This is a genomic window from Flavobacterium sp., assembly GCF_031381455.1.
Taxonomy (GTDB): Bacteria; Bacteroidota; Bacteroidia; order Flavobacteriales; family Flavobacteriaceae; genus Flavobacterium.
In genome coordinates, this window is record NZ_JANMXZ010000012.1 from 46,467 (window position 1) to 69,659 (window position 23,193).

General features: G+C 35.5%; 15 protein-coding genes. 10 read left to right on the forward strand and 5 right to left on the reverse strand.

Translation table 11 applies throughout. The annotated features are described in order from the left end of the window. Window positions 1-38 precede the first annotated feature (38 nt). The 6 genes from RMN97_RS03610 to mdh all read left to right on the forward strand — a co-directional run bounded on the left by RMN97_RS03610 (window position 39) and on the right by mdh (window position 10,572). A complete protein-coding gene (locus RMN97_RS03610) occupies window positions 39-3,053 on the forward strand; it encodes a tetratricopeptide repeat protein (protein WP_309613154.1) in 3,015 nt (1,004 codons plus the stop codon). 148 nt (window positions 3,054-3,201) lie between these two features. After that, window positions 3,202-4,926 (forward strand): TonB-dependent receptor, encoded by a 1,725-nt coding sequence (locus RMN97_RS03615; RefSeq protein ID WP_309613155.1) that lies wholly within the window; start codon window positions 3,202-3,204, stop codon window positions 4,924-4,926. A gap of 84 nt (window positions 4,927-5,010) precedes the next feature. Next, entirely contained in the window at window positions 5,011-5,454 is a 444-nt protein-coding gene (locus RMN97_RS03620) for a hypothetical protein (RefSeq protein WP_309613156.1), read from the forward strand. 198 nt (window positions 5,455-5,652) lie between these two features. Then, window positions 5,653-7,326, forward strand: a complete 1,674-nt coding sequence (gene asnB, locus RMN97_RS03625; protein ID WP_309613157.1) for an asparagine synthase B — start codon at window positions 5,653-5,655, stop codon at window positions 7,324-7,326. 244 nt (window positions 7,327-7,570) lie between these two features. Then, window positions 7,571-9,511: a DNA topoisomerase (ATP-hydrolyzing) subunit B gene (gene gyrB, locus RMN97_RS03630; RefSeq protein WP_309613158.1), complete on the forward strand. Its 1,941-nt coding sequence runs from the start codon at window positions 7,571-7,573 to the stop codon at window positions 9,509-9,511. Window positions 9,512-9,636: 125 nt separating this feature from the next. Continuing rightward, complete coding sequence (gene mdh / locus RMN97_RS03635) at window positions 9,637-10,572, forward strand: malate dehydrogenase (RefSeq protein WP_309613159.1); 936 nt, start codon at window positions 9,637-9,639, stop codon at window positions 10,570-10,572. Between the two features lie 264 nt (window positions 10,573-10,836). Here the strand turns inward: mdh and RMN97_RS03640 are convergent, their stop codons facing one another. After that, window positions 10,837-12,009 (reverse strand): hypothetical protein, encoded by a 1,173-nt coding sequence (locus tag RMN97_RS03640; RefSeq protein WP_309613160.1) that lies wholly within the window; start codon window positions 12,007-12,009, stop codon window positions 10,837-10,839. Between the two features lie 307 nt (window positions 12,010-12,316). Here RMN97_RS03640 and secDF point away from each other — a divergent pair, with 307 nt between their 5' ends. Both secDF and RMN97_RS03650 read left to right on the forward strand, forming a co-directional pair. Next, complete coding sequence (gene secDF / locus RMN97_RS03645; RefSeq protein ID WP_309613161.1) at window positions 12,317-15,280, forward strand: protein translocase subunit SecDF; 2,964 nt, start codon at window positions 12,317-12,319, stop codon at window positions 15,278-15,280. Window positions 15,281-15,429: 149 nt separating this feature from the next. After that, a complete protein-coding gene (locus RMN97_RS03650; protein ID WP_309613162.1) occupies window positions 15,430-16,617 on the forward strand; it encodes an MFS transporter in 1,188 nt (395 codons plus the stop codon). An 80-nt stretch (window positions 16,618-16,697) separates the two neighbouring features. Here the strand turns inward: RMN97_RS03650 and RMN97_RS03655 are convergent, their stop codons facing one another. The 4 genes from RMN97_RS03655 to RMN97_RS03670 all read right to left on the reverse strand — a co-directional run bounded on the left by RMN97_RS03655 (window position 16,698) and on the right by RMN97_RS03670 (window position 20,638). Further along, window positions 16,698-17,084: a DUF4258 domain-containing protein gene (locus RMN97_RS03655; RefSeq protein ID WP_309613163.1), complete on the reverse strand. Its 387-nt coding sequence runs from the start codon at window positions 17,082-17,084 to the stop codon at window positions 16,698-16,700. Between the two features lie 208 nt (window positions 17,085-17,292). Beyond that, window positions 17,293-18,486: an alanine dehydrogenase gene (locus RMN97_RS03660; RefSeq protein WP_309613164.1), complete on the reverse strand. Its 1,194-nt coding sequence runs from the start codon at window positions 18,484-18,486 to the stop codon at window positions 17,293-17,295. Window positions 18,487-18,608: 122 nt separating this feature from the next. Beyond that, window positions 18,609-19,016, reverse strand: a complete 408-nt coding sequence (tsaE, locus tag RMN97_RS03665; RefSeq protein WP_309613165.1) for a tRNA (adenosine(37)-N6)-threonylcarbamoyltransferase complex ATPase subunit type 1 TsaE — start codon at window positions 19,014-19,016, stop codon at window positions 18,609-18,611. Window positions 19,017-19,084: 68 nt separating this feature from the next. Continuing rightward, window positions 19,085-20,638 carry a bifunctional response regulator/alkaline phosphatase family protein gene (locus RMN97_RS03670; RefSeq protein ID WP_309613166.1) on the reverse strand — a complete coding sequence of 518 codons (1,554 nt, stop codon included), beginning with the start codon at window positions 20,636-20,638 and terminating at the stop codon, window positions 19,085-19,087. A gap of 182 nt (window positions 20,639-20,820) precedes the next feature. On the opposite strand from RMN97_RS03670, the gene RMN97_RS03675 reads away from it, so the two are divergent. Beyond that, complete coding sequence (locus tag RMN97_RS03675) at window positions 20,821-21,003, forward strand: hypothetical protein (protein ID WP_309613167.1); 183 nt, start codon at window positions 20,821-20,823, stop codon at window positions 21,001-21,003. A gap of 138 nt (window positions 21,004-21,141) precedes the next feature. Beyond that, on the forward strand, window positions 21,142-23,181 hold the full coding sequence (locus RMN97_RS03680) for a M13 family metallopeptidase (RefSeq protein WP_309613168.1): 2,040 nt from the start codon (window positions 21,142-21,144) through the stop codon (window positions 23,179-23,181). Window positions 23,182-23,193: the final 12 nt, after the last annotated feature.

The window sequence follows — 23,193 nt, forward strand, 5'->3', positions numbered from 1 at the left end:
GTAAGAGTAATATTTTTGAATAAATTAAAATAAAAACTATGCGCAAGATTTTAATGTTATTTTTTCTTTTTTTTATAGCCGGAATACCTGAGGTTTTCGCTCAACAATCAGCTATTTACACTAACGGGTTGTCTGAATTTGATAAAGCAATTTCATTATTTAAAGATAAACAATACCAATCCGCTCAAATCTTATTTGATAAAATAAAAAACGATAACGCAACGGAAGATATTCAGGCAGATTGTGCTTATTACATTGGTATTTGCGCAATTCATCTGAATCAGAATAATGCGGATGAGCTTATTGAAAAATTCATCTCGGATTATCCAACAAGTTCTAAACAAAACCAAGCCTACATAGAAGTAGCGCAATATTATTTTGAACAAGGAAAGTTTCCGCAAGCGTTACAATATTTTGACAAAGTCGATGAAAATGCTTTGACTTATGAGCAAACTGAAAAATTTACCTTCCAAAAAGGTTATGCTTATTTCACAGCTGGCGACAAAAAAGCAGCCACTGATTACTTTAATAAAGTGATCAATTCCAAAGAATACGGAACGCAGGCAAATTATTATTTAGGATTTTTGGCTTACGAAGGTAACAATTACCAGGAAGCCAATAAGTATTTCCAAAAAGTTGAAGGAGAAGAAAAATATTCGGATAAACTATCGTATTTCAAAGCTGATATGAATTTCAAATCGGGCGATTTTCAAAAAGCGATTGATGCCGGAATTGCAGCGATGCCAAAATCAAATGCTTCAGAAAAATCAGAATTGAATAAAATCATCGGCGAAAGCTATTTCAACTTGCAGCAATACGACAAAGCTTTGCCTTATTTAAAAGAATACAAAGGCAAAAGAGGCAAATGGAGCAATACCGATTTCTATCAATTGGGTTATACGTATTACATGCAAAAAGATTACGAAAATGCCATTTCGCAATTCAATAAAATCATTGACGGAAAAGATTCTGTAGCACAGAATGCCTATTATCATTTGGGTGAATGCTATTTCAAAACCGATAAAAAGCAACAGGCATTAAATGCTTTCAAAAGCGCATCAGAAATGGATTTTGATAAAAAAATTCAGGAAGATGCCAATCTGAATTATGCTAAATTGAGTTATGAAATTGGAAATTCATATCAATCTGTGCCTGATGTTTTGTCTGCTTTTTTAGCTAAATATCCAAATACGACAAGCAAAACAGAAATCGAAACCTTATTGATTAACTCTTATATCACTTCAAAGAATTACAAAGATGCCTTGACTTTATTGGAGAAAAACAATACTCCTGAAAACAAAGTGGCTTATCAAAAAGTGTTGTTTTACAGAGGAATCGAATTGTATACCGACGGAAATTATCAGGAAGCGTTGGGCATGTTTAAAAAATCGATTGCCAATCAGAAAAACGAAAAAATAACGGCTCGTGCTACGTTTTGGAAAGGAGAAACCGAGTATGTTTTAGATAATTTTAGTGATGCAACTTCAAGCTTTAAACAATTTGAAAGTTCGGCAGAATCCAGAACAACTCCGGAAAACAAGAACATTAATTACAATATTGCTTACGCTTATTTCAAACAAAAGGAATACGATCAGGCCGGAAATTATTTCCAAAAATATGTTGATGGAGCTAAAGATGACAAAGTACGTTTAAATGATGCTTATCTAAGATTAGGCGATTCCCGATTTGTTACTGCTAAGTATTGGCCGGCAATGGATGCTTATAACAAAGCCATTGATATGAAAGGGATTGATGCGGATTATGCCGCTTTCCAAAAAGCATTGAGCTACGGATTTGTTGGTAAAAACGATAAGAAAATTGAAGACTTTAACTTGTTTCTGCAAAAATTCAAAACGTCACAGTATCGCGATGACGCTTTGTTCGAATTAGGAAATACCTATGTTACTGAAAACAAAACCGATTTGGCAATCAAAACTTACGACCAATTGTTAAGCGAATTCAAAAATGGTTCGTTTGCTTCCAAAGCGATTTTGCGTCAAGGATTGATTTATTATAACGCTCAAAAAGACGAATCGGCTATTGCCAAATTTAAAGAAGTTGCGGCTAAATATCCAAGAACGCCTGAAGCTTTAGAAGCAGTTTCGACAGCAAGATTGGTTTATATGGATAAAGGAAAAGTAAACGAATATGCAGCTTGGGTAAGAACATTAGATTTTGTTGAAGTTTCTGATGCCGATTTGGATAATGATACTTATGAAGCAGCAGAAAAGCAATTTTTGCAAAACAACACGAAACAAGCTATTACGAGTTTGAGCGGTTATGTAAAACAATTTCCAAACGGAATTCACGCTTTGAAAGCCAATTTTTATTTAGCACAATCACTTTACACTGACGGAAAAGAAGCTAGTGCTGTTCCGAATTATGAGTTTGTAATCAGCAAACCAAGAAACGAATTTACCGAGCAATCGTTAGCGCGTTTAGCTGAAATTCATTTGAAAAAAGACGATTACACCAAAGCGGTTCCAGTGCTACAACGACTAGAAACTGAAGCTGATTTTCCGCAAAACGTAACCTTCGCGCAAGCCAATTTGATGCGTGCGTATTACGATCAAAAAGATTATGCTAATGCGGTTGTGTATGCTGATAAAGTATTGGCAAATCCAAAAACGGATAACAAAATAAAAAGTGATGCACAGATTATAGTTGCCCGTGCTGCGATTAAAGTGAATGATGAACAAAAAGCCAGAGTGGCTTACGCAAAATTGTTAACGATTGCCAAAGGAGAATTAGCAGCCGAAGCGATGTATTATGATGCTTATTTCAAAAATAAAGATGGCAAGTATGAAGATTCAAATAAAACAGTTCAAAAATTAGCTAGAGATTATTCGGGTTATAAATATTTTGGAGCCAAGGGTTTGATTGTAATGGCAAAGAACTATTACGAATTGAAAGATAATTTTAGCGCTACTTCTATTTTAGACAGCGTTATCAAAAATTTCAAAGAATTCGATGACGTTGTTGCTGAAGCACAAAATGAACTGAAAATTATTAAAGGCGAAGCCGCAAAAACGAACTCATCATTAACGGATTAAGAAAAAATCTCTGTAAAACAAAATAATTTCACAGAGACACACAAAGAAAAATGGAGATACACAGAGGCGTTTTAAATAGCAATCTCTGTGAATCTCAAAAAAAAAATTAAATAAAACTCTGTGAATCTCTGTGTAACAACATTTAAATATGAAACAAGTAAAATATATAATAATAGCATTTCTTTTGACCCAAATTTCTTTTTCCCAAAAGAAAGACGATAACATTGGAACCGAAGTTGTAAACGTAGTAAAGCCTTATACGCCATCAATTTCGGATGCGTTTAAAGTGAAAGAAACGCCAACTCTTGATGATGAAGAAACGGCTAAAAAAGAAAACATTAAATACAATATTTTTTCGTTTCCGGTAGCTTCAACTTTTGCACCAGCCAAAGGAAAAGCAGCAAATGTGGATAAAAGTGCGGAAGAGAAAATATTCAGCAACTATATGACACTGGCAGCAGGAAATTATGGAACAGTCAACGCGGAACTTTTTATTACCGAAAACATCAGCAACACGGATTATTTTGGTGGAATGTTGCGACACAGTTCGTCTCAAGGCGGAATAAAAGATGTGGTTTTGGATGATAAGTTCTTTAATACCGCTTTGGATTTAACCTACGGAAGCAGAACAAAAACAATGTCATGGAATGCCGATTTGGGTTATAAAAATCAAGTATATAATTGGTACGGAACTTACCCCGGTTTATTGCTAGATGCAACGATTGCAACGATTGACGAACAGCAAACCTATCACACTTTATATGTTGGCGGAAGATTAGGTTTGGACAGTATATTAAAAGAAAGCACATTAAAATTCAGTCGTTTTTGGGATGCATTTGGTTCGGCAGAAAATCGTTTTGTAGCAAAACCTTCGTTGGAGTTTGATATTGTTGAGCAAAAAATCAAAGCCGATTTTGTGTTAGATTACATCAGTGGTTCATTTGATCAAAATTTTGACAAGACAGTTTCGATAAAATATGGTTTTACGAATGTTGGATTTCAGCCAAGTATCAAAATTCACAAAGATGATTTAACGATGAATCTTGGTGTTGGTTTCTTTTATAGTGCGGCACAAGAATCTGGTGAAAGCAAATTCTTTATTTATCCGCAGGTTACAGGTTCGTATAAAGTAGTTGGTGATTTGATGATTTTCTATGCTGGTTTAGAAGGAACATTACAGCAGAATTCATATCATGATTTTGTACAGGAAAATTTCTTTGTTTCACCAACACTTGTCGTTGCACCAACAGATCAAAAGTTTGATATCTATGCCGGATTAAAAGGAAAGTTGGCAAGCAGTATTAGCTATAACATTCGCGGTTCATTCAAAAACGAAGAAGGTAAAGCATTATTCAGAAGCAATATTTATAATCAATCTAACGCTAATACTGATGGATATACTTATTCCAATTCCTTTGGCGTAGTATATGATAAAGTAAAAACGTTGAGTTTCTTTGGTGAATTGAAAGCAGATTTTTCTAAAAATGTATCTTTTGGGATCAACGGAACGTTTAGCAGTTATTCGACAGATGAGCAAGCAGAAGCATGGAATTTACCGGCAATAAAATTGGCGACAACGCTTGATGTAAACATTACAACAAAATGGTATGCCGGAACGAGTTTGTTCTTTGTTGGGGAAAGAAAAGATATTTTCGAACAATCGGCAATAACTTTACCTTTACCACTGGATGAAGACATAACCCTAAAAAGCTATTTCGATTTGAATGCACATGTTGGCTATAGATTTAGTGAACGCTTAACCTTCTTCTTAAAAGGAAACAATTTAGCCAATCAGAATTACGAAAGATGGTTCAATTATCCGGTGCAGGGATTGCAGATTTTGGGTGGCGCGAGTTATAAATTTGATTTTTAAAAGAAGTGCCTAAGTTACTAAGTGCCTGAGTAGCTAAGAAAAAAACTCAGTTACTTAGCTACTCAGTTACTCAGCAACTCCTCAATGAAACAACAAATACTCCAACGTTACAAAGAAATGCTTCAAGACCGAATAGATGTTTTCCAAGACATGATTTCTGGTTTGACTATTGACGCACAAAACGATGCTAAAGGTTCGGCAGGTGATAAGCATGAAACAGCCTTATCGATGATGCATTTGGAGCAGGAAAAACTCAATCACAAACTCAAGGAAATCCTAGAACAAAAAGCTATTCTGGACAAAATTGACGCTTCTCAAACACACAAAAAAGTAGCATTAGGAAGCTTGGTTCAGGCCAATGGAATGCTTCTTTTTATTAGCACCGCTTTGCCAAAGTTAATTATTGAAGATAAAAGTATTTACGCGCTTTCGCCACAGTCTCCATTAGGAAGCAAATTGATGGGAAATGAGGCCAGTTTTTCATTTGATATGAATGGCAAACTATATACTATTGAAAGCGTTTCATAACACTTTCTAATCCAAAACCACCTTTTCCTACTTTTTAACTTTCATAATTCAACAGTATTTTATTTTTTAGTTATAATTTATAATTAAATAGTTAATTATATTTTTCATTTATAACTATTATTCCATCTTTGCCCATGTAAAAACAAATCAGTTAATGTCACCCTGAGCTTGTCGAAGGGAAAATAAAATAAAAAGAATATGTGCGGAATAGTATGTGCTTTTGATTTAAAACAAAAAGCAGAAGTCTTAAGACCAAAAGTGTTGGAAATGTCGAAAATCATTCGCCATCGTGGTCCGGATTGGAGTGGAATTTATAGTAATGAAAAAGCTATCCTTGCTCACGAACGTTTGGCTATTGTTGATCCGGCTTCGGGAAAACAGCCGTTGTTTAGTCAAGATAAAAAATTGGTTTTAGCCGCTAATGGTGAAATATATAACCACAGAGATTTACGCAAGCAATTTGAAGGTAAATATCAATTTCAAACTGAAAGTGATTGCGAAGTTATTTTAGCACTCTATCAAGAAAAAGGCGTTCACTTTCTTGATGAAATGAATGGTATTTTCGGATTTGCAATTTATGATGTTGAAAAAGATGAATATTTTATTGCCCGCGACCATATGGGAATTATTCCGTTGTATATTGGTTGGGATCAAAACGGAACATTCTATGTAGCTTCCGAATTAAAAGCTTTAGAAGGCTATTGCACCAAAATCCAGTTGTTTCCTCCAGGACATTATATGTCAAGTAAAGACGGCGAATTTGTACAATGGTACAAAAGAGAATGGACCGATTATGATGCCGTAAAAGAAAATGCAACTAGCATTGAAGAAATTAAAATCGCCTTAGAAGCAGCAGTTCACCGTCAATTGATGAGCGATGTTCCTTATGGCGTTCTGCTTTCCGGTGGATTGGATTCTTCTATCACTTCGGCGGTAGCCAAAAAATATGCGCAGAAACGCATCGAATCCGGAGACACAGTTGACGCTTGGTATCCACAATTGCACTCGTTTGCAGTTGGTTTAGAAGGTTCGCCTGATTTAGCTGCGGCACAAGTTGTAGCCGATCATTTGGGAACCATTCACCACGAAATTAAATTCACAATTCAGGAAGGTTTAGATGCCGTTCGCGATGTGATTTACAATATAGAAACGTACGATGTAACTACGATAAGAGCTTCCACGCCAATGTATTTGATGGCGAGAGTTATCAAATCTATGGGAATTAAAATGGTATTGTCCGGTGAAGGTTCAGATGAATTATTTGGGGGTTATTTGTACTTTCATAAAGCGCCAAATGCAAGAGAATTTCATGAAGAAACGGTTCGTAAATTAAGCAAATTACACATGTATGATTGTCTTCGTGCTAACAAAAGTTTAGCGGCTTGGGGAATTGAAGGGCGCGTACCATTTTTGGATAAAGAATTTATGGATGTGGCAATGCGAATCAATCCGCAGGACAAAATGATTAATGGTGAAAGAATGGAGAAATGGGTATTGCGTAAAGCCTTTGAAGACATGTTGCCGGCAAGTGTAGCATGGAGACAAAAAGAACAATTTAGTGATGGCGTTGGCTATAGCTGGATTGACACTTTGAAAGAAGTGGTAGCTGTTGAAATTTCGGATGAGCAATTAGCGAATGCTAAATACAAGTTTCCGATACAAACACCAACATCGAAAGAAGAGTATTATTACCGTTCTATTTTTACGGAACATTTTCCAAGCGATGCAGCCGCTTTAAGCGTTCCTCAGGAAGCGAGTGTGGCGTGCAGTACCAAAATCGCTTTAGAGTGGGATGAAACGTTTAAAAACATGAATGATCCTTCAGGAAGAGCTGTGGCAAATGTCCATGACGATGCCTATATTAAAGCATAAAAAAGTATATTGCAGCCATAAGGGCAACCTTAAAACGAAAACTCAATTGTAGTAGTTTGAGTTTTATTTGAAGATTAGTTTGTTTGTTAAAACGCTTGTGATTTTTGACAGGCGTTTTTTTGTTGAAATTATGTCAAAAATGTTAATAACTTAAAGGTTTTAAACCCAATTTTCAATAGGAAATCCTATGCGTTTTTATATATTTGCTCGTTAGACAAAAAATAGATTTTTTACCATAAATAATATGAGCGACGAGATTAAAAAGAACAGTTATTCGGCCGATAGTATTCAGGCATTAGAGGGAATGGAGCACGTAAGAATGCGTCCTTCCATGTACATTGGAGATACTGGAGTTAGAGGTTTGCACCACTTGGTTTATGAAGTAGTAGACAACTCTATCGATGAGGCATTAGCTGGACATTGTGACACAATTGGTGTTATTATAAATGAAGATAATTCGGTTACGGTTGAAGATAACGGACGTGGAATTCCGGTTGATATTCACAAAAAAGAAGGCGTTTCTGCACTTGAGGTTGTAATGACTAAAATTGGTGCCGGAGGAAAATTTGATAAAGATTCGTATAAAGTTTCCGGTGGACTTCACGGAGTTGGGGTTTCGTGTGTAAATGCACTTTCTGACCACTTGAGGGCTACCGTTTACAGAGAAGGAAAAGTTTACGAACAAGAATACGAAAAAGGGAAAGCAATGTATCCGGTGAAGCAGATTGGCGAAACAGACAAGCGCGGAACTATGGTTACATTCCATCCTGATAAAAGCATATTCACCCAAACTATTGAGTATTCGTATGATACTATTGCGGGTCGTATGCGTGAATTGTCTTTTTTGAATAAAGGAATTACGATTACGCTTACCGATAGAAGAGATGTAAATGATAAAGGCGAATTTGCCTCAGAAATTTTTCATTCAACTGAAGGATTAAAAGAATTCGTTCGCTTTTTAGATAAAGGAAGAGAAGCTATTATTTCGCATGTGATTAGCATGGAGCACGAAAAAGGAGAAGTTCCTGTTGAAGTTGCCTTGGTTTACAACACCAGTTATTCTGAAAATATATTTTCGTATGTAAACAATATCAATACGCACGAAGGAGGAACCCATTTGCAAGGTTTCCGTATGGGATTAACGCGTACGTTGAAAAAATATGCTGACTCTTCGGGTTTGTTAGATAAATTAAAATTCGAAATTACCGGAGATGATTTCCGTGAAGGATTGACCGCTATTATTTCGGTTAAAGTTCAGGAGCCACAGTTTGAAGGACAAACCAAAACCAAATTAGGAAACAGGGAAGTAGTTTCTCCGGTTTCTCAGGCTGTAGCTGAAATGCTAGAAAATTATTTGGAAGAAAATCCAAATGATGCCCGAATCATTGTGCAAAAAGTAATCCTTGCGGCTCAGGCACGTCATGCAGCTAAGAAAGCGCGTGAAATGGTACAACGTAAAACCGTTCTTGGCGGTGGCGGTTTACCAGGGAAATTATCGGATTGTTCAGAACAAGATCCGGCAAAATGCGAGGTTTATTTAGTCGAGGGAGATTCGGCTGGTGGAACAGCAAAACAAGGTCGTGATAGAAATTTTCAAGCGATTTTACCTTTGAGAGGTAAGATTTTGAATGTGGAAAAAGCGATGCATCACAAGGTTTTTGAAAACGAAGAGATTCGGAATATATTCACTGCACTTGGCGTTACTATCGGAACCGAAGAAGATTCGAAAGCATTAAACTTAGAAAAACTGCGTTATCACAAGGTAATCATCATGTGTGATGCCGATGTCGATGGTAGTCACATTTCTACCTTAATATTAACATTCTTCTTCCGTTTTATGAAAGAATTAATCGAAGGCGGACACATTTATATTGCGGCGCCACCTTTATATTTAGTGAAGAAAGGAAACAAAAAAGAATATGCATGGAATGATGATCAACGCGATATTGCCAACGCAAAGATGGGTGGAAGCGCCGCAATCCAACGTTATAAAGGTCTTGGAGAAATGAATGCGGAACAGTTATGGGAAACTACAATGGATCCAAGTTTCAGAACTTTACGTCGGGTTACGATTGATAGTTTGGCTGAAGCCGATAGAGTGTTCTCTATGTTGATGGGAGACGAAGTTCCGCCAAGAAGAGAGTTTATCGAGAAGAATGCGGTTTATGCTAAAATTGACGCGTAACTAGCCCCGATTGCAGCGGTATCCTTTTATACCTGACAGGTTTTTGAGACCTTTAAGGTATAAAAGATAAAGCGGAAAGCGGGATTAGCTTCAAACAAATAAAAACAACAACAAAAAATATAAGAATGAAAGTTACGATTGTAGGAGCAGGAAACGTTGGTGCCACATGCGCAGATGCTATCGCTTACAGAAGAATTGCCAGCGAGATAGTGTTGGTAGATATTAGAGAAGGTTTTGCCGAGGGTAAAGCGTTAGACATCATGCAAACGCAAACTACTTTAGGTTTCAATACCAAAGTTACAGGAAGCACCAATGATTACAGTAAAACAGCCAATAGCGATGTGGTAGTCATCACGTCCGGAATTCCGAGAAAACCGGGAATGACGCGTGAGGAATTAATTGGAATCAACGCCGGAATTGTAAAATCAGTAGCGGAAAGTTTATTGCAGCATTCTCCAAAAGCGGTTTTTGTAATTGTATCGAATCCAATGGATACGATGACTTATTTAACTTTCAAATCTTTAGGTTTACCAAAAAACAGAATCATCGGAATGGGTGGAACGCTTGATAGTTCCCGTTTCAAAACCTATTTATCATTGGCTTTGGACAAACCCGCAAACGATATCCAGGGAATGGTAATTGGCGGTCACGGCGATACGACAATGATTCCGTTGACAAGATTAGCTTCTTATAACGGCGTTCCCGTTTCTGAATTTTTATCGGCAGCTGAATTAGAAAAAGTATCCGCTGACACTATGGTTGGTGGTGCTACTCTGACTGCTTTATTAGGAACTTCGGCCTGGTATGCTCCGGGTGCCTCGGTTGCTTTTTTGGTAGACAGTATTTTGCACGATCAAAAGAAACTAATTCCATGTTCGGTTTACCTTGAAGGTGAATATGGACAAAGCGATATCTGTATGGGAGTGCCATGTATTATTGGTAAAAACGGAGTAGAAAAAATTGTTGACATCACTTTAAATGCAGATGAAAAAGCAAAATTTGCGAAGAGCGCGGATGCGGTTAGAGCAATGAATGGTGATTTGAAATCGATATTAGGATAAGAGTAATTTGTACTTGATATAATTAAAAAAGATTGTGCTGAAAAGTGCAATCTTTTTTGTTTTTTAAACAACTGGGAACGCCTGTCTTTAAAGGCTTAAAATTGATTCGCATAAACCATTCAGTTTATCCGCATAAACCATTCGATTTATCCGCATCAATTAAACGGTTTATAAGCAACAAAAAAACTGTTTAGAATAAGATAAGATATTTATATAAAAAAGCCTTTCTATTTTGAAAGGCTTTTTATGTTTTTGCTAAGAATATTAATATCTTCTTACCGGCCAAGCTGCATAGTTTTGAGATGTTTTTGTTACTGATGTCTCTGTCCCAGCGTTTGTTCCGTAAGTTTCAAGTACATAGGCACTGGTGTCTGATGACTGTGAAGAACTTAACAATGTATAGCTGAAATTAACAACACCAATAACTTGAAGTTTATATAATTGCTTTAACTCGTTTATTGATGGAACAAACCATGAGCCGTTTGTTTGTCCGTTATAAGTCTTGTCCAAGCAAACAGCACAGGCAATATTATTATAATTACAAATGTTTTTTATGGCGTGTGAATTTTCTAAACCGGTTCCTATTTCGTTAGAAATGCCAGAGGTAAAAGTTGTATTGCAACTGTATTGGAAATAATCAATAGTTGTATTCCCGTAAAATAACCTAGAAGAATATGCCTCTAAATATCTCCAACCGTTGGTAGTTTCTCCTTTATCATAAAAGATATAACCGCCTGAACCACCTATATAACCTGCTGTTCTAAAAGACTGTTGATTACCATAAAAATAAGTATCGCCCATTTTAGCATAGCTTCTTATGTAATAGTTAGTGTTAGCATTTACATAATTGTAATTTTCGATATTGAAGTTAAAGGTTCCCGCCCCATTATCGGCCAATGGAAGCGTATGGGTTCCTGCATCACCAACTCTCGGGTTATTACCGACACCAATAACAACTCCTCTTTCGGTATTGGTACTTAAATCACTTCCTATTGTAATATCAACATTAAATCCGTTGGTAGAAATCCCTTTAACAATGCCGGTTGACAAACTTAACGGTATGCTAATCGAAACCTCATTACCATATTTTACTTCACTTGTAGAAGGGTCCTGGATATAAGCCTTCATATAGTAAGTGGAGCCTAATTCAGACACAACAATAGAGCTGGCAAAATCTGTGTTAGATAACGACGTGCCGGGTGCTACACTGCCTAAAATAGTTGGTCCCGGACTTGTACTATAACAAACCCCGGAATAGTAATTGTTAATATTTTTAGAAGCATGACCACCAGAAGTAATATTGATACCGCCCACCAATTGAGGTGTAGTAGTGGTCAATGTAATTTCGCTGATGCTTGGCGTTCCACCACCATCGCTACTACATCCCAAAAAGAAAGTTATCCCTAAGAGAACGCTGATTTTAAGTGCTTTTTTCATTCTTGTTTGTTTTATGTTCGTGGACAAATATATAATTTTTATGCAGATATGCTTTTTTATATTGTTTTAAAGATGATGGAATCCTTTTTAAGGCTAAAATATCGATGATGTTTTTTTAGCTATTTTTTTGATATTAATCGATAAAATATTGGTTAGTCACAGTTAGAATTATATATTTGCACGTTTCAAAAAAAGCCGAAACCTTGTAAATACAAAGGATTGCATTCTAAACCCTTGTATTTCAGGTGATTTTTGCTTTTTAACACCAAAAAATATTAAACCAAAAAATTAATTAATTTTAGTAATAATGCAGAATAAAGGACTAGTTAAATTTTTCGCAATACTATTTGCATTGGTAAGTATCTATTCACTTTCGTTCACTTTTGTGGCGAACAAAGTAAAAGAGGATGCCAAAAACTTCGCGGCAGGAAATCCTGTAAAAGAAATTAAATATCTTGACTCTATTGGAAAAGAAAAAGTCTTTCTTAATTTTTTCACTTACAATGAAGTAAAAGACAAACAAATCAATAAAGGTCTTGACCTTGAAGGAGGAATCAACGTAATTCTTCAGATATCTGTTAAAGATGTTTTGAAACAATTATCTAACAATTCTAAAAATCCTATTTTCAACAAAGCATTAGAAGATGCTAAGTTGAATCAAAAAGGAAATCAATCGTATCTTGATGCGTTTTTCGAAGCATTTGATGCTACTAAAGGAAGTACAAGACTAGCTTCTCCTGATATTTTTGCTAATAGAAATCTTCAAGGACAAATCGATTTCAATATGACTGATGACCAAGTGAAAAAAGTCTTGGTTAAAAAAATTGACGAGTCAGTTGAATCTGCTTTTGGTGTATTGAGAAGTCGTATCGATAAATTTGGTGTAACCCAACCAAACATCGTTAAACTTGGACAAACAGGAAGAATCCTTATTGAATTACCTGGTGCAAAAGATGTTGATCGTATCAAAAAATTAGTTTCAAGTAAAGCGGAATTAGAGTTCTGGGAAACATACAAAGCAGAAGAAATGATGGGCTTTTTGCAAGCAGCTAACGAAGCTTTGAAAGCTACTGTTAAAAGCGAAGAGAAAGTTGCCGCTGCTAAACCTAAAGATACATTGACCAGCTTATTGACTGATAAAGACAAAGATTCAGCTGCTGTAAAAAAAGGGAACAATCCATTATTTGACAAATTCATTTCTCAAGGTGGTGGACCGGTTTTAGTAATTGCTTCTCCAAAAGATACAGCAACGATTAACTCGTATTTGAGAAGACCTGAAATCCGTAATTTATTACCGGCAGACAAGCGTTATGTAAAATTTGCTTGGGGAAAACCGGATGTAAAAGTTGACGCGAAAACCAAAAAAGAAACGGAGACAGTTGAATTATATGCTTTAAAAGGTAACAGAGACAACGCAGCTCCAATGAGCGGTGGTGTTATCGTTGATGCGAGAGATACCTTTGACCAAATGGGTAAACCAGCAGTTTCTATGAAAATGAATGGTGCCGGAGCAAAAATTTGGGAAGACTTAACAGGAAGAGCTTTTACACAAAAAAGTTATATCGCTATTGCTTTAGATAACGTTGTGTATTCTGCACCTGGTGTTACTTCGGGACCAATCTCAGGGGGAAGTTCAGAAATTACAGGTAGCTTTGAAGTTGCTGAAACTAAAGATTTAGCAAACGTATTAAGAGCTGGTAAATTACCTGCTGCTGCTGAAATTATACAATCAGAAGTGGTTGGGCCATCTTTAGGAGAAATTGCGATTCACGCTGGTTTAATCTCCTCTATTGTTGGATTCCTTATGGTTTGTTTATGGATGGTTTTCTATTATGGAAGAGCAGGTTGGTATGCTAATGCTGCTTTGATATTGAACTTACTTTTCTTGTTTGGTGTTATGGCGAGCTTTGGTTTTGTATTGACATTACCCGGAATTGCAGGTATCGTTTTAACATTAGGAACTGCAGTTGATGCGAACATCATTATATATGAAAGGGCAAAAGAAGAACTACGAGACGCAAAAACGTTAAGCGATGCTGTCGTTACTTCTTATGGATGGAAAGGCGCTATGCGATCCATCATTGATGCGAACGTAACACACGTATTGACCGGAACTATCTTATATGTTTTCGGAACTGGATTAGTTCAAGGATTTGCTTTGACACTTTTAATCGGTATTGTTACTTCATTATTCACTTCAATTTTTATCGCAAGAATATTTATTGATAGAGATATTGCTAATAACAAACACTTGACATTCACAACCAACATTACTAAAAATTGGTTTACAGGTTTCCATTTTGATTTCATTGGAGTTAAAAAATGGACTTACTTATTCTCATCTGTTGTGGTTGTAGGAAGTTTGATTTCTATTTTCTTTGTTAACGGATTGGATCAAGGTGTTGATTTTGTTGGAGGAAGAACTTTCCAAGTGAAATTTGAAAAACCTGTAGAATCTACTAAAGTTGCTGAAGAATTATCAACAGCATTTGGTACTACAGTGGAAGCAAAAGTTTTTGGTAGCGATGACCAATTGAAACTTACTACCAAATACAAAATCCAGGAAGAAGGTGTTGAAGTTGATAAAGAAGTAAACGAAAAATTATTCGCCAGTTTGAAAAAGTATTACAATACTAATCAAACCTATGAGAAATTCATCAATTCGTATGATGGTAAAAAATTCGGAGTATTACAGTCTTCTAAAGTAGGAGCAGCAATTTCTGCGGATATTAAAACTAACTCATTCTGGGCCGTTATTGGTGCGATGTTGGTTGTTGGTTTATACCTTGTGATTTCATTCCGTAAATGGCAATATTCACTTGGAGCTTTAGCGGCAGTTTTCCATGACGTAATTTTTGTATTGGGTATTTACTCTTTATTATACAAATACATGCCTTTCCACATGGAAATGGATCAGCACTTTATTGCAGCAATTCTAACCGTTATCGGATACTCTATGAACGATACTGTAATTGTATTTGACAGAATTAGAGAATTCTTAGCTGGTAACAGAAAAGGACACTTTAAAGATGTGGTAAATGCATCTATTAATACGACACTTTCAAGAACATTGAATACGTCGTTAACGATGATTATGGTATTGTTAATCATGTTCATTTTTGGTGGCGATTCTATCAGAGGATTTATCTTCGCGATGCTAGTTGGTATTATCGTTGGAACTTATTCTTCTTTATTTATTGCAACTCCAGTTTTAGTGGACACAATGAGTAAAGAAGCAATTGAAGATATCGAAAAAAGACACGGTAACTAACTTACTTCGTTTATAAAATAAAAGAGTTGTCAGTTTGGCAACCCTTTTTTTGTTAGTTTTGTTTTGGACATGAACAGATATAAATGTTATAGGCAACCCTAAAAGATGACCGTGCAGAAATTAAACTCAACGGCAAACAAAACATAATTTTGAAATATATTACACGGACAGTTTGGATTTTGTCAGTAGTAAGTTTGCTCACCGACACGGCAAGTGAAATGTTGTACCCAATTATGCCAATATACTTGAAGACAATTGGTTTTTCAATTGTGCTCATTGGAATACTAGAAGGCGTTGCTGAAGCAACAGCAGGACTTTGCAAAGGTTATTTTGGTAAACTATCTGACATATCAGGCAGGCGAGTTCCGTTTGTTCAAATTGGGTATGCTTTCAGTACTATTTCAAAACCAATGATGGCGATTTTTACATTTCCACTTTGGATATTTTTTGCACGGACAATTGATCGCTTAGGTAAAGGCATTCGAACAGGTGCAAGGGATGCAATTCTTTCAGACGAAGCAACACCACAGACGAAAGGAAAAGTTTTTGGTTTCCATCGTTCAATGGATACATTAGGTGCTGTTATTGGGCCTTCTTTAGCCTTGCTCTATTTATATTATTATCCACAAGATTACAAAACACTTTTTTTTATTGCTTTCATTCCTGGATTTTTTGCTGTCTTAGCTTCATTTTATCTAAAAGATAAAAAGGTAAACGAACAAAGAACAAAAGTAAGAACGCCATTTTTTTTATTTTTAAAATATTGGAAAGAAAGTCCTGCGGAATATAGAAAAGTGGTAATCGGACTTTTAATATTTACGCTATTCAACAGTTCAGATATTTTTCTTTTACTTCAAGCAAAGCAATCCGGACTTGACGACACAATGGTTATTGGTGTTTATATTTTTTACAACCTTATTTATGCTTTGTTTGCCTTTCCTATTGGTATTCTTGCAGACAATGTTGGGATTAAAACAATTTTCATTATCGGACTGACGTTGTTTGCAATCGTATATTTCGGAATGGCTATAAATACAAACCTTTACTTTTTTTTCGGACTGTTTTTTCTTTACGGTGTTTATGCTTCAGCGACTGAAGGAATTTCAAAAGCGTGGATTTCAAACATCACAGACAAGAAAGATACTGCAACAGCAATCGGAACATTTTCAGGACTTCAAAGCATTTGCACAATGTTAGCAAGCTCGCTGACTGGACTAATTTGGTTTCAGTTCAATGCGAAAGTAGCTTTTTTAACAACCGCGACAGTAACCTTACTTGTGATTATTTACTTCTTAACAATTCCTAAACCGACGAATATAACCAATGCAACGAACTAACAATAGTGACAGAAAAGGACGCCCTATAACAAGTAGTCTGTAAAGTTATAAGATTACCATAAAACAAAAAAGCCAAACATCTAGTTTGGCTTATCATTTTTAATAATATTCCGTAACACCGCTTTATCAGGATAATTAAGGACTTCTAAAGTGATATCTTTATTCTTGCTGGTTTTTCCATAAATGATATATAGTTTTCCGCCTTCTTCCTTGATATTGCTTTTGTCAAAATCGACATCACCATAGGTTAAAACGTTTTTAATATCAGTAGTATCAACCCAATCTTCTGAAAGTCTTCGCGAAGCTTCAATATCATACAAAAAAGGTTTGTTTCTGAGGTCATTTAAAACTCTTGCATTGGGAAAATAATTGCAACGCACATCTTTTCCGCTGAACACCATTGACACAGCAAAACACCCTATAACCAAACCTACTAGATAGTAGGCAAAACGCTGGTAAAACTTCATAGTAGATTATTTTTTTTACTTCGTAACAGTTCGACCTAAAGGTCTCGAGTGGCAAAAGTAATCAAATGTTTTACAATGGGCATTGGTCATGAGGTAATTTTTAAGTCAGTAAGATTATTTTTTGCAGGATGGCTTCTCGATACTTTTCAAAATTTTTAATTTTGAAAAACTCGAAGTGACGAAGTACCAAAAAAGCGTATAGAGAGCTCTAGAAAACAATCAGATTAATATCATTATCAGGAAGATTGAACCAATCGCCAATGGCTTTGTTGGTCAAAATGCCATGATACAAATACACTCCGTTTTTTAAACCTTTGTTACAGCGAATAGCACTTTCTAAACCGCCATCTTCAGCAATTTGCAATAGGTAAGGCGTAATGATATTACTGATTGAAAGCGAAGCCGTTTTAGAATAACGCGAAGGAATATTCGGCACGCAATAGTGAATGACATTGTTCTTTATAAAAGTTGGATTTTCATGAGTGGTTACTTCTGAAGTTTCAAAACAACCTCCGGTGTCAATGCTAATGTCTACAATCACGGCACCCTTTTTCATGTGTTCCACCATAGTTTCGGTAACCACAACCGGACAACGCTCTTTGCCGCGCAATGCTCCAATTGCAACATCGCATCGGCGCAATGCTTTTAATAATGATTTAGGTTGTATAGTCGATGTAAATATTCTTTGATTTAAATTGTTTTGCAGTCGGCGTAATTTGGTAATTGAATTGTCAAAAACTTTCACATTGGCTCCTAGACCTAAAGCCGTTTTGGCGGCAAATTCTCCTGCAGTTCCGGCACCAAGAATCACAACATCAGTAGGAGGCACGCCGGTAATATTGCCAAGTAATAAACCTTTTCCGAATTGGTTGTTAATCATCAATTCGGCCGCAATCAAAACTGACGCTATTCCTGCAATTTCGCTTAAGGATTTCACTGCAGGATATGAACCATCTTCATCTTTGATGTATTCAAAAGCAAGTGCGGTAATTTTTTTCTTGGATAAGGCTTCGAAGTATTCTTTTTTTCGTGTCTTCAATTGAATCGCAGAAATCACGATGGCATTCGTATTTACTAATCCGATTTCTTCCATGGTTAAAGGTTCCACTTTTAAAATCATTGGGCAACTTAACACTTTCTTTGTGTCATTGGTAATCGTTGCTCCGGCATCACTAAATTCTTTATCGGTATAACTCGCACTCAAGCCAGCACCCGATTCAATCATTACCTTGTGTCCGTGTGAAGTAAGTGAATTTACAGCATCAGGTGTTAAACAAATGCGTCTTTCCTGATAAGAAGTTTCTTTTGGAATTCCGATAAAGAGTTCACTTTTATGACGATATACTTCTAATTTTTCCTCTTGAGGTAAAAGTTGCTGCTTGGTGAAAGGGGTTAATGACATAATGCGAAATTGAATTTAGTGTCCAAATTACGAAAAAAAAATCAATGACAATATCAATAATAATATCGATAATAAAATTGTCATTGAATTTTGATATTGCCATTTTGATTGATATTAAAAAACTATATCAATCTTAAATTTCTTTTGCCATCGACAGATTGTGACAAATTAATAGTAGAAAAATCATCAGGAAGCAAATTGGGAATTTTTTCTGCCCATTCAATGAAGCACCAATTTCCGGAATATAAATAGTCTTCAATTCCCATATCTAAGGCTTCGATTTCCGATTTTAAGCGGTACATGTCAAAGTGATACACCTTCTGATAATCCTCGGCTTGGTATTCATTTACCAAAGAAAATGTTGGGCTGCTGGTGGCATCTGTCACGCCTAATTCTTTTGACAAAGCTTTAATCAAAGTTGTTTTCCCAACACCCATATTGCCATGAAAAAGAATGACTTTATGTGGTTTTTCAAGTATGATTTTTTTGGCTACTTGTTTTATTTCGTCAAGTGAAAAGATGATTTCCATATTTGTTTATAGTTTATTGTTTGTCGTTTATTGTTAAAACTATAAACCATAAACGACAAACTATTAACTTACTTAGGATTAAAAACTAAAAACGGGACAATCATTTCTTCTAGTGAAATTCCACCGTGTTGATAGGTATTTCGATAGTAACTCACATAGTGATTATAATTATTTACATAAGCCAAAAACATGTCGTTCTTCGCAAAAATATACGAACTACTCATATTGATGGTTGGCAAACCAATTTTCTTTGGATCTCTAACGGCATATACATCTCTATCTTCATAAGTTAAGCTTCTTCCGGTTTTGTAGCGCAAATTCAAACTAGTGTTTTTATCGCCTATAACTTTAGAAGGATTTTTTACGTTAATCGTTCCGTGGTCGGTTGTGATTATCAATTTGAAACCTAATTTTTGTGCTTGTTGAATGATTTCCAAAAGCGGTGAATTTTTAAACCAACTCAACGTTAAAGAACGATACGCTTTATCATCGGAAGCTAATTCTTTTACCACATCCATTTCGGTTTTGGCGTGTGAGAGCATATCTACAAAGTTGTAAACAACGGTAACCAAATTATTATCTTTTAATCCTTTGAAGTTTTCGGCTAATTTTTTTCCGTTGGCCAAATTGGTAATCTTGAAATATTCTTGTTTAATGTTTAAACCCAATCGTTTCAAATGTGCGGTTAAAAACTCGGCTTCATATAGATTTTTCCCACCGTCTTCGACATCGTTTTTCCAATATTGTGGAAACTGTTTTTCCATTTCTAAAGGCGTTAAACCTGAGAATATAGAATTTCGGGCATATTGGGTTGCCGTTGGTAAACTAGCGTAATATGGAATTTCTTTTTCTAGCTTGTAATGATTATTCACAGTACTTTCCATGGCTTTCCATTGATCATAGCGAAGGTTGTCGATTACAACAAAAAGTACGGGTTTGTCTTTTTTTACTAATTCGGGAACGACTAACTCTCTGAATAATGTGTGCGATTGAATAGGTTTATCAGCTTTAGGCTCGAACCAATCTTCGTAATTGCGTTCAATGAATTTCCCGAATTGTGCATTGGCTTCCACTTTTTGGCTTTCCAGAATTTCAAACATGCTTTGGTCATTGATGTTTTCTAATTCGAGTTCCCAAAAAATAAGTTTTTTATAGAGTTCAACCCAATCTTCATGGCTGTTTACCATTGCCATTTCCATTGCAATTTTTCGAAATTCCTTTTGGTAATCCAATGTTGTTTTTTCAGAAATCAATCTTGAATGATCGAGATTTTTCTTCAAGCTCAACAATATCTGATTTGGATTTACGGGTTTTATCAAATAGTCGGCAATCTTAGAGCCAATTGCCTCCTCCATGATATATTCTTCCTCGCTTTTGGTAATCATTATCATTGGAGTAGATGATTTTTTTTCTTTCATTTCCGAAAGCGTTTCCAAACCACTCATTCCGGGCATATTTTCATCCAGAAAAACAATGTCGAAGTTGCCATCTTCAAAAGCATCAACAGCATCACGACCGTTGTTAAAAGAAGTTACTTTATAGTTTTTCTTTTCCAGAAATAAAATATGCGGTTTAAGTAAATCAATTTCATCATCAACCCACAGAATTTTGATAGTATCCATATTAATCATATTGTTTGGTGCAAAGTACTGTATTATAAAACGCAGTATTATTAAAATTATTATAAAATATTGAAATAAATTTTAACAGTCAAAGGAATGTTAAAGTGTATTTGACACATCTAATAATAATTACATTTGATCTCATATTCCTAAACGTATTATTAATTAAATCAATTAAAAAAATGAAAAAAATAATCTTATCAATGGCTGTTGTGGCATTTTTATTCTCAATGAATGTGAATGCTCAGGAAAAGAAAGTGGCCAAAGCTAAAACAGAAAAATCTTGTTCAGCTACAGAAAAAAAATCTTGCAATAAAGCTAAAATGGCATGTTGTGCCTCAAAAAAAACAGAAGAGAAAAAATAGTTTAATCAAATAATTTTTAAAAGTGTCTTGATTTCAGGGCACTTTTTTTGTTTAATTACTTTTAAATTAGGAATAATACTATACATTTGGTAACTTTTTTATTTTTTTCATACCAATGATTATCAAAACTATAAACTTATGCAATTACGAAACAAACTTACCCTAAGCATGCTAGCTGCTTTATTCGCGATAAGCTGCACCAAAAAAGAAATTCAATACGAAGATCCATTACTTACTAATCGAGACACAACAGTAAATCCAGGCGACGATTTTTTCCATTATGCCAATGGAGGTTGGTTTAAAAAGCATCCTATTCCCAGTACGGAAAGCAGTAACGGAATTTTTAGAACTATAGGAGATACCATTAATGCTCAGATCAAAAACATTTGTGAAAAATCAGCAGCAAACAAAGACGCTGCAAAAGGAAGCAACGAACAAAAGATAGGTGACTTTTATGCGTCCGGAATGGATACTTTATCCATTGAAAAAGCAGGATTGAAACCACTAGCTGCGACTTTGTCTAAAATTGAAGCCATTACAGATGTTCCTACTTTGATGAATACTATTGGTTATCTTCATACTATTGGCTCTGGTCCGGCATTCTCTTTTTATGTTGGACAAGATGATAAGATAAGTTCTAAAAATGCTTTGTTCTTTGGGCAAGGCGGTTTGGGATTAGGTGACAGAGATTACTATTTTAATACGGATACAGAAGCAGTTAAAATCAGAACAGAGTATGTAAAGCATTTGGAAGCCATGTTCCTATTAATGGGAGACGATGTTGCTAAAGCAAAAAATGCTGCCACTTCGATTATGAAATTGGAAACGGATTTAGCTAAAAACAGTAGAAAACTAGAAGCGCTTCGTGATCCAATAAAGAATTACAACAAAATGACTTTGGCGCAATTCAAATCATTAACTCCTTCTATTGCATGGGAAAATGTTTTGCCACAATTAGGTATTGCAAAAGCCGATACTGTTATTGTAGGTCAACCTGAATTTTACAAAGGATTAGATAAGATTGTTACCTCATATAGCATTGCAGATTGGAAAACGTATTTGAAATGGGATTTGGTTAACTCTTATGCTTCTTTTCTGAATAGTGCTATCGAAAAACAAAACTTTGCTTTTTATTCAACAGTATTAAATGGTGTAAAAGAACAAAAGCCAAGATGGAAACGCATCGTGGAGCAAACCGATGGTTCATTAGGAGAATTGATAGGCCAAGTGTATGTTACAGATTATTTGCCAAAAGGTTCAAAAGAAAAACTATTAGAAATAGGAAATAACATTCGTGATGTATATGCGGAACACATCAAGAAATTGGATTGGATGAGTGAGGAAACAAAGAAAAAAGCACTTTTCAAATTGAGTAAAATTGTAATGAAAGTAGGCTATCCTGAAAAATGGAAAGACATGAGCAGCATCACTATTAATAGAAATGCGTATTTCGCCAATGTTATGGCTGTCAATAAATGGTCGTATGATTATATGATTAAAAAATATGGTAATCCGGTTGACAGAACCGAATGGGGAATGTATCCACAAACATATAATGCGTATTACAATCCAAGTAATAATGAGATTTGTGTGCCTGCTTGCAACATTTTAGTTCCTGGATTTGAAGGAAGAATGCCTGATGATGCTATTTTGTATGGTATAATTGGTGGTTCAACTTTTGGTCACGAAATCACACATGGTTTTGATGATCAGGGAAGTCAGTACGACGACAAGGGAAACCTGAAAGACTGGTGGACAGCAGAAGATAAAGCAAAGTTCACTCAGAAAACAAAGGCAATTGTGGCGCAGTTCAACAAGTTTGAACCTCTTAAAGGTAAGTTTGTAAATGGTGATGCAACACAAGGGGAAAACATCGCTGATTTAGGTGGCGTTGTTATGGGATATGAAGCTTTCAAAAAAACAGCTCAATACAAGAATAATGAAAAAATAAGCAATTTTACTCCAGAGCAAAGATACTTCTTAGCCTATGGTTATGCTTGGATGGTACACGCTAAAGATGAAGCAATATCGAGACAAATTATGTCTGATGTTCATTCGCCTGCACAATTCAGAATCAATGGGCCATTGATGAATATTCCAGAATTCTATAAAGCATTCAACGTAAAACCAGGAGATAAAATGTATCTGCCTGAAAAAGAAAGAGTAGTCATTTGGTAATGCCGAAACATA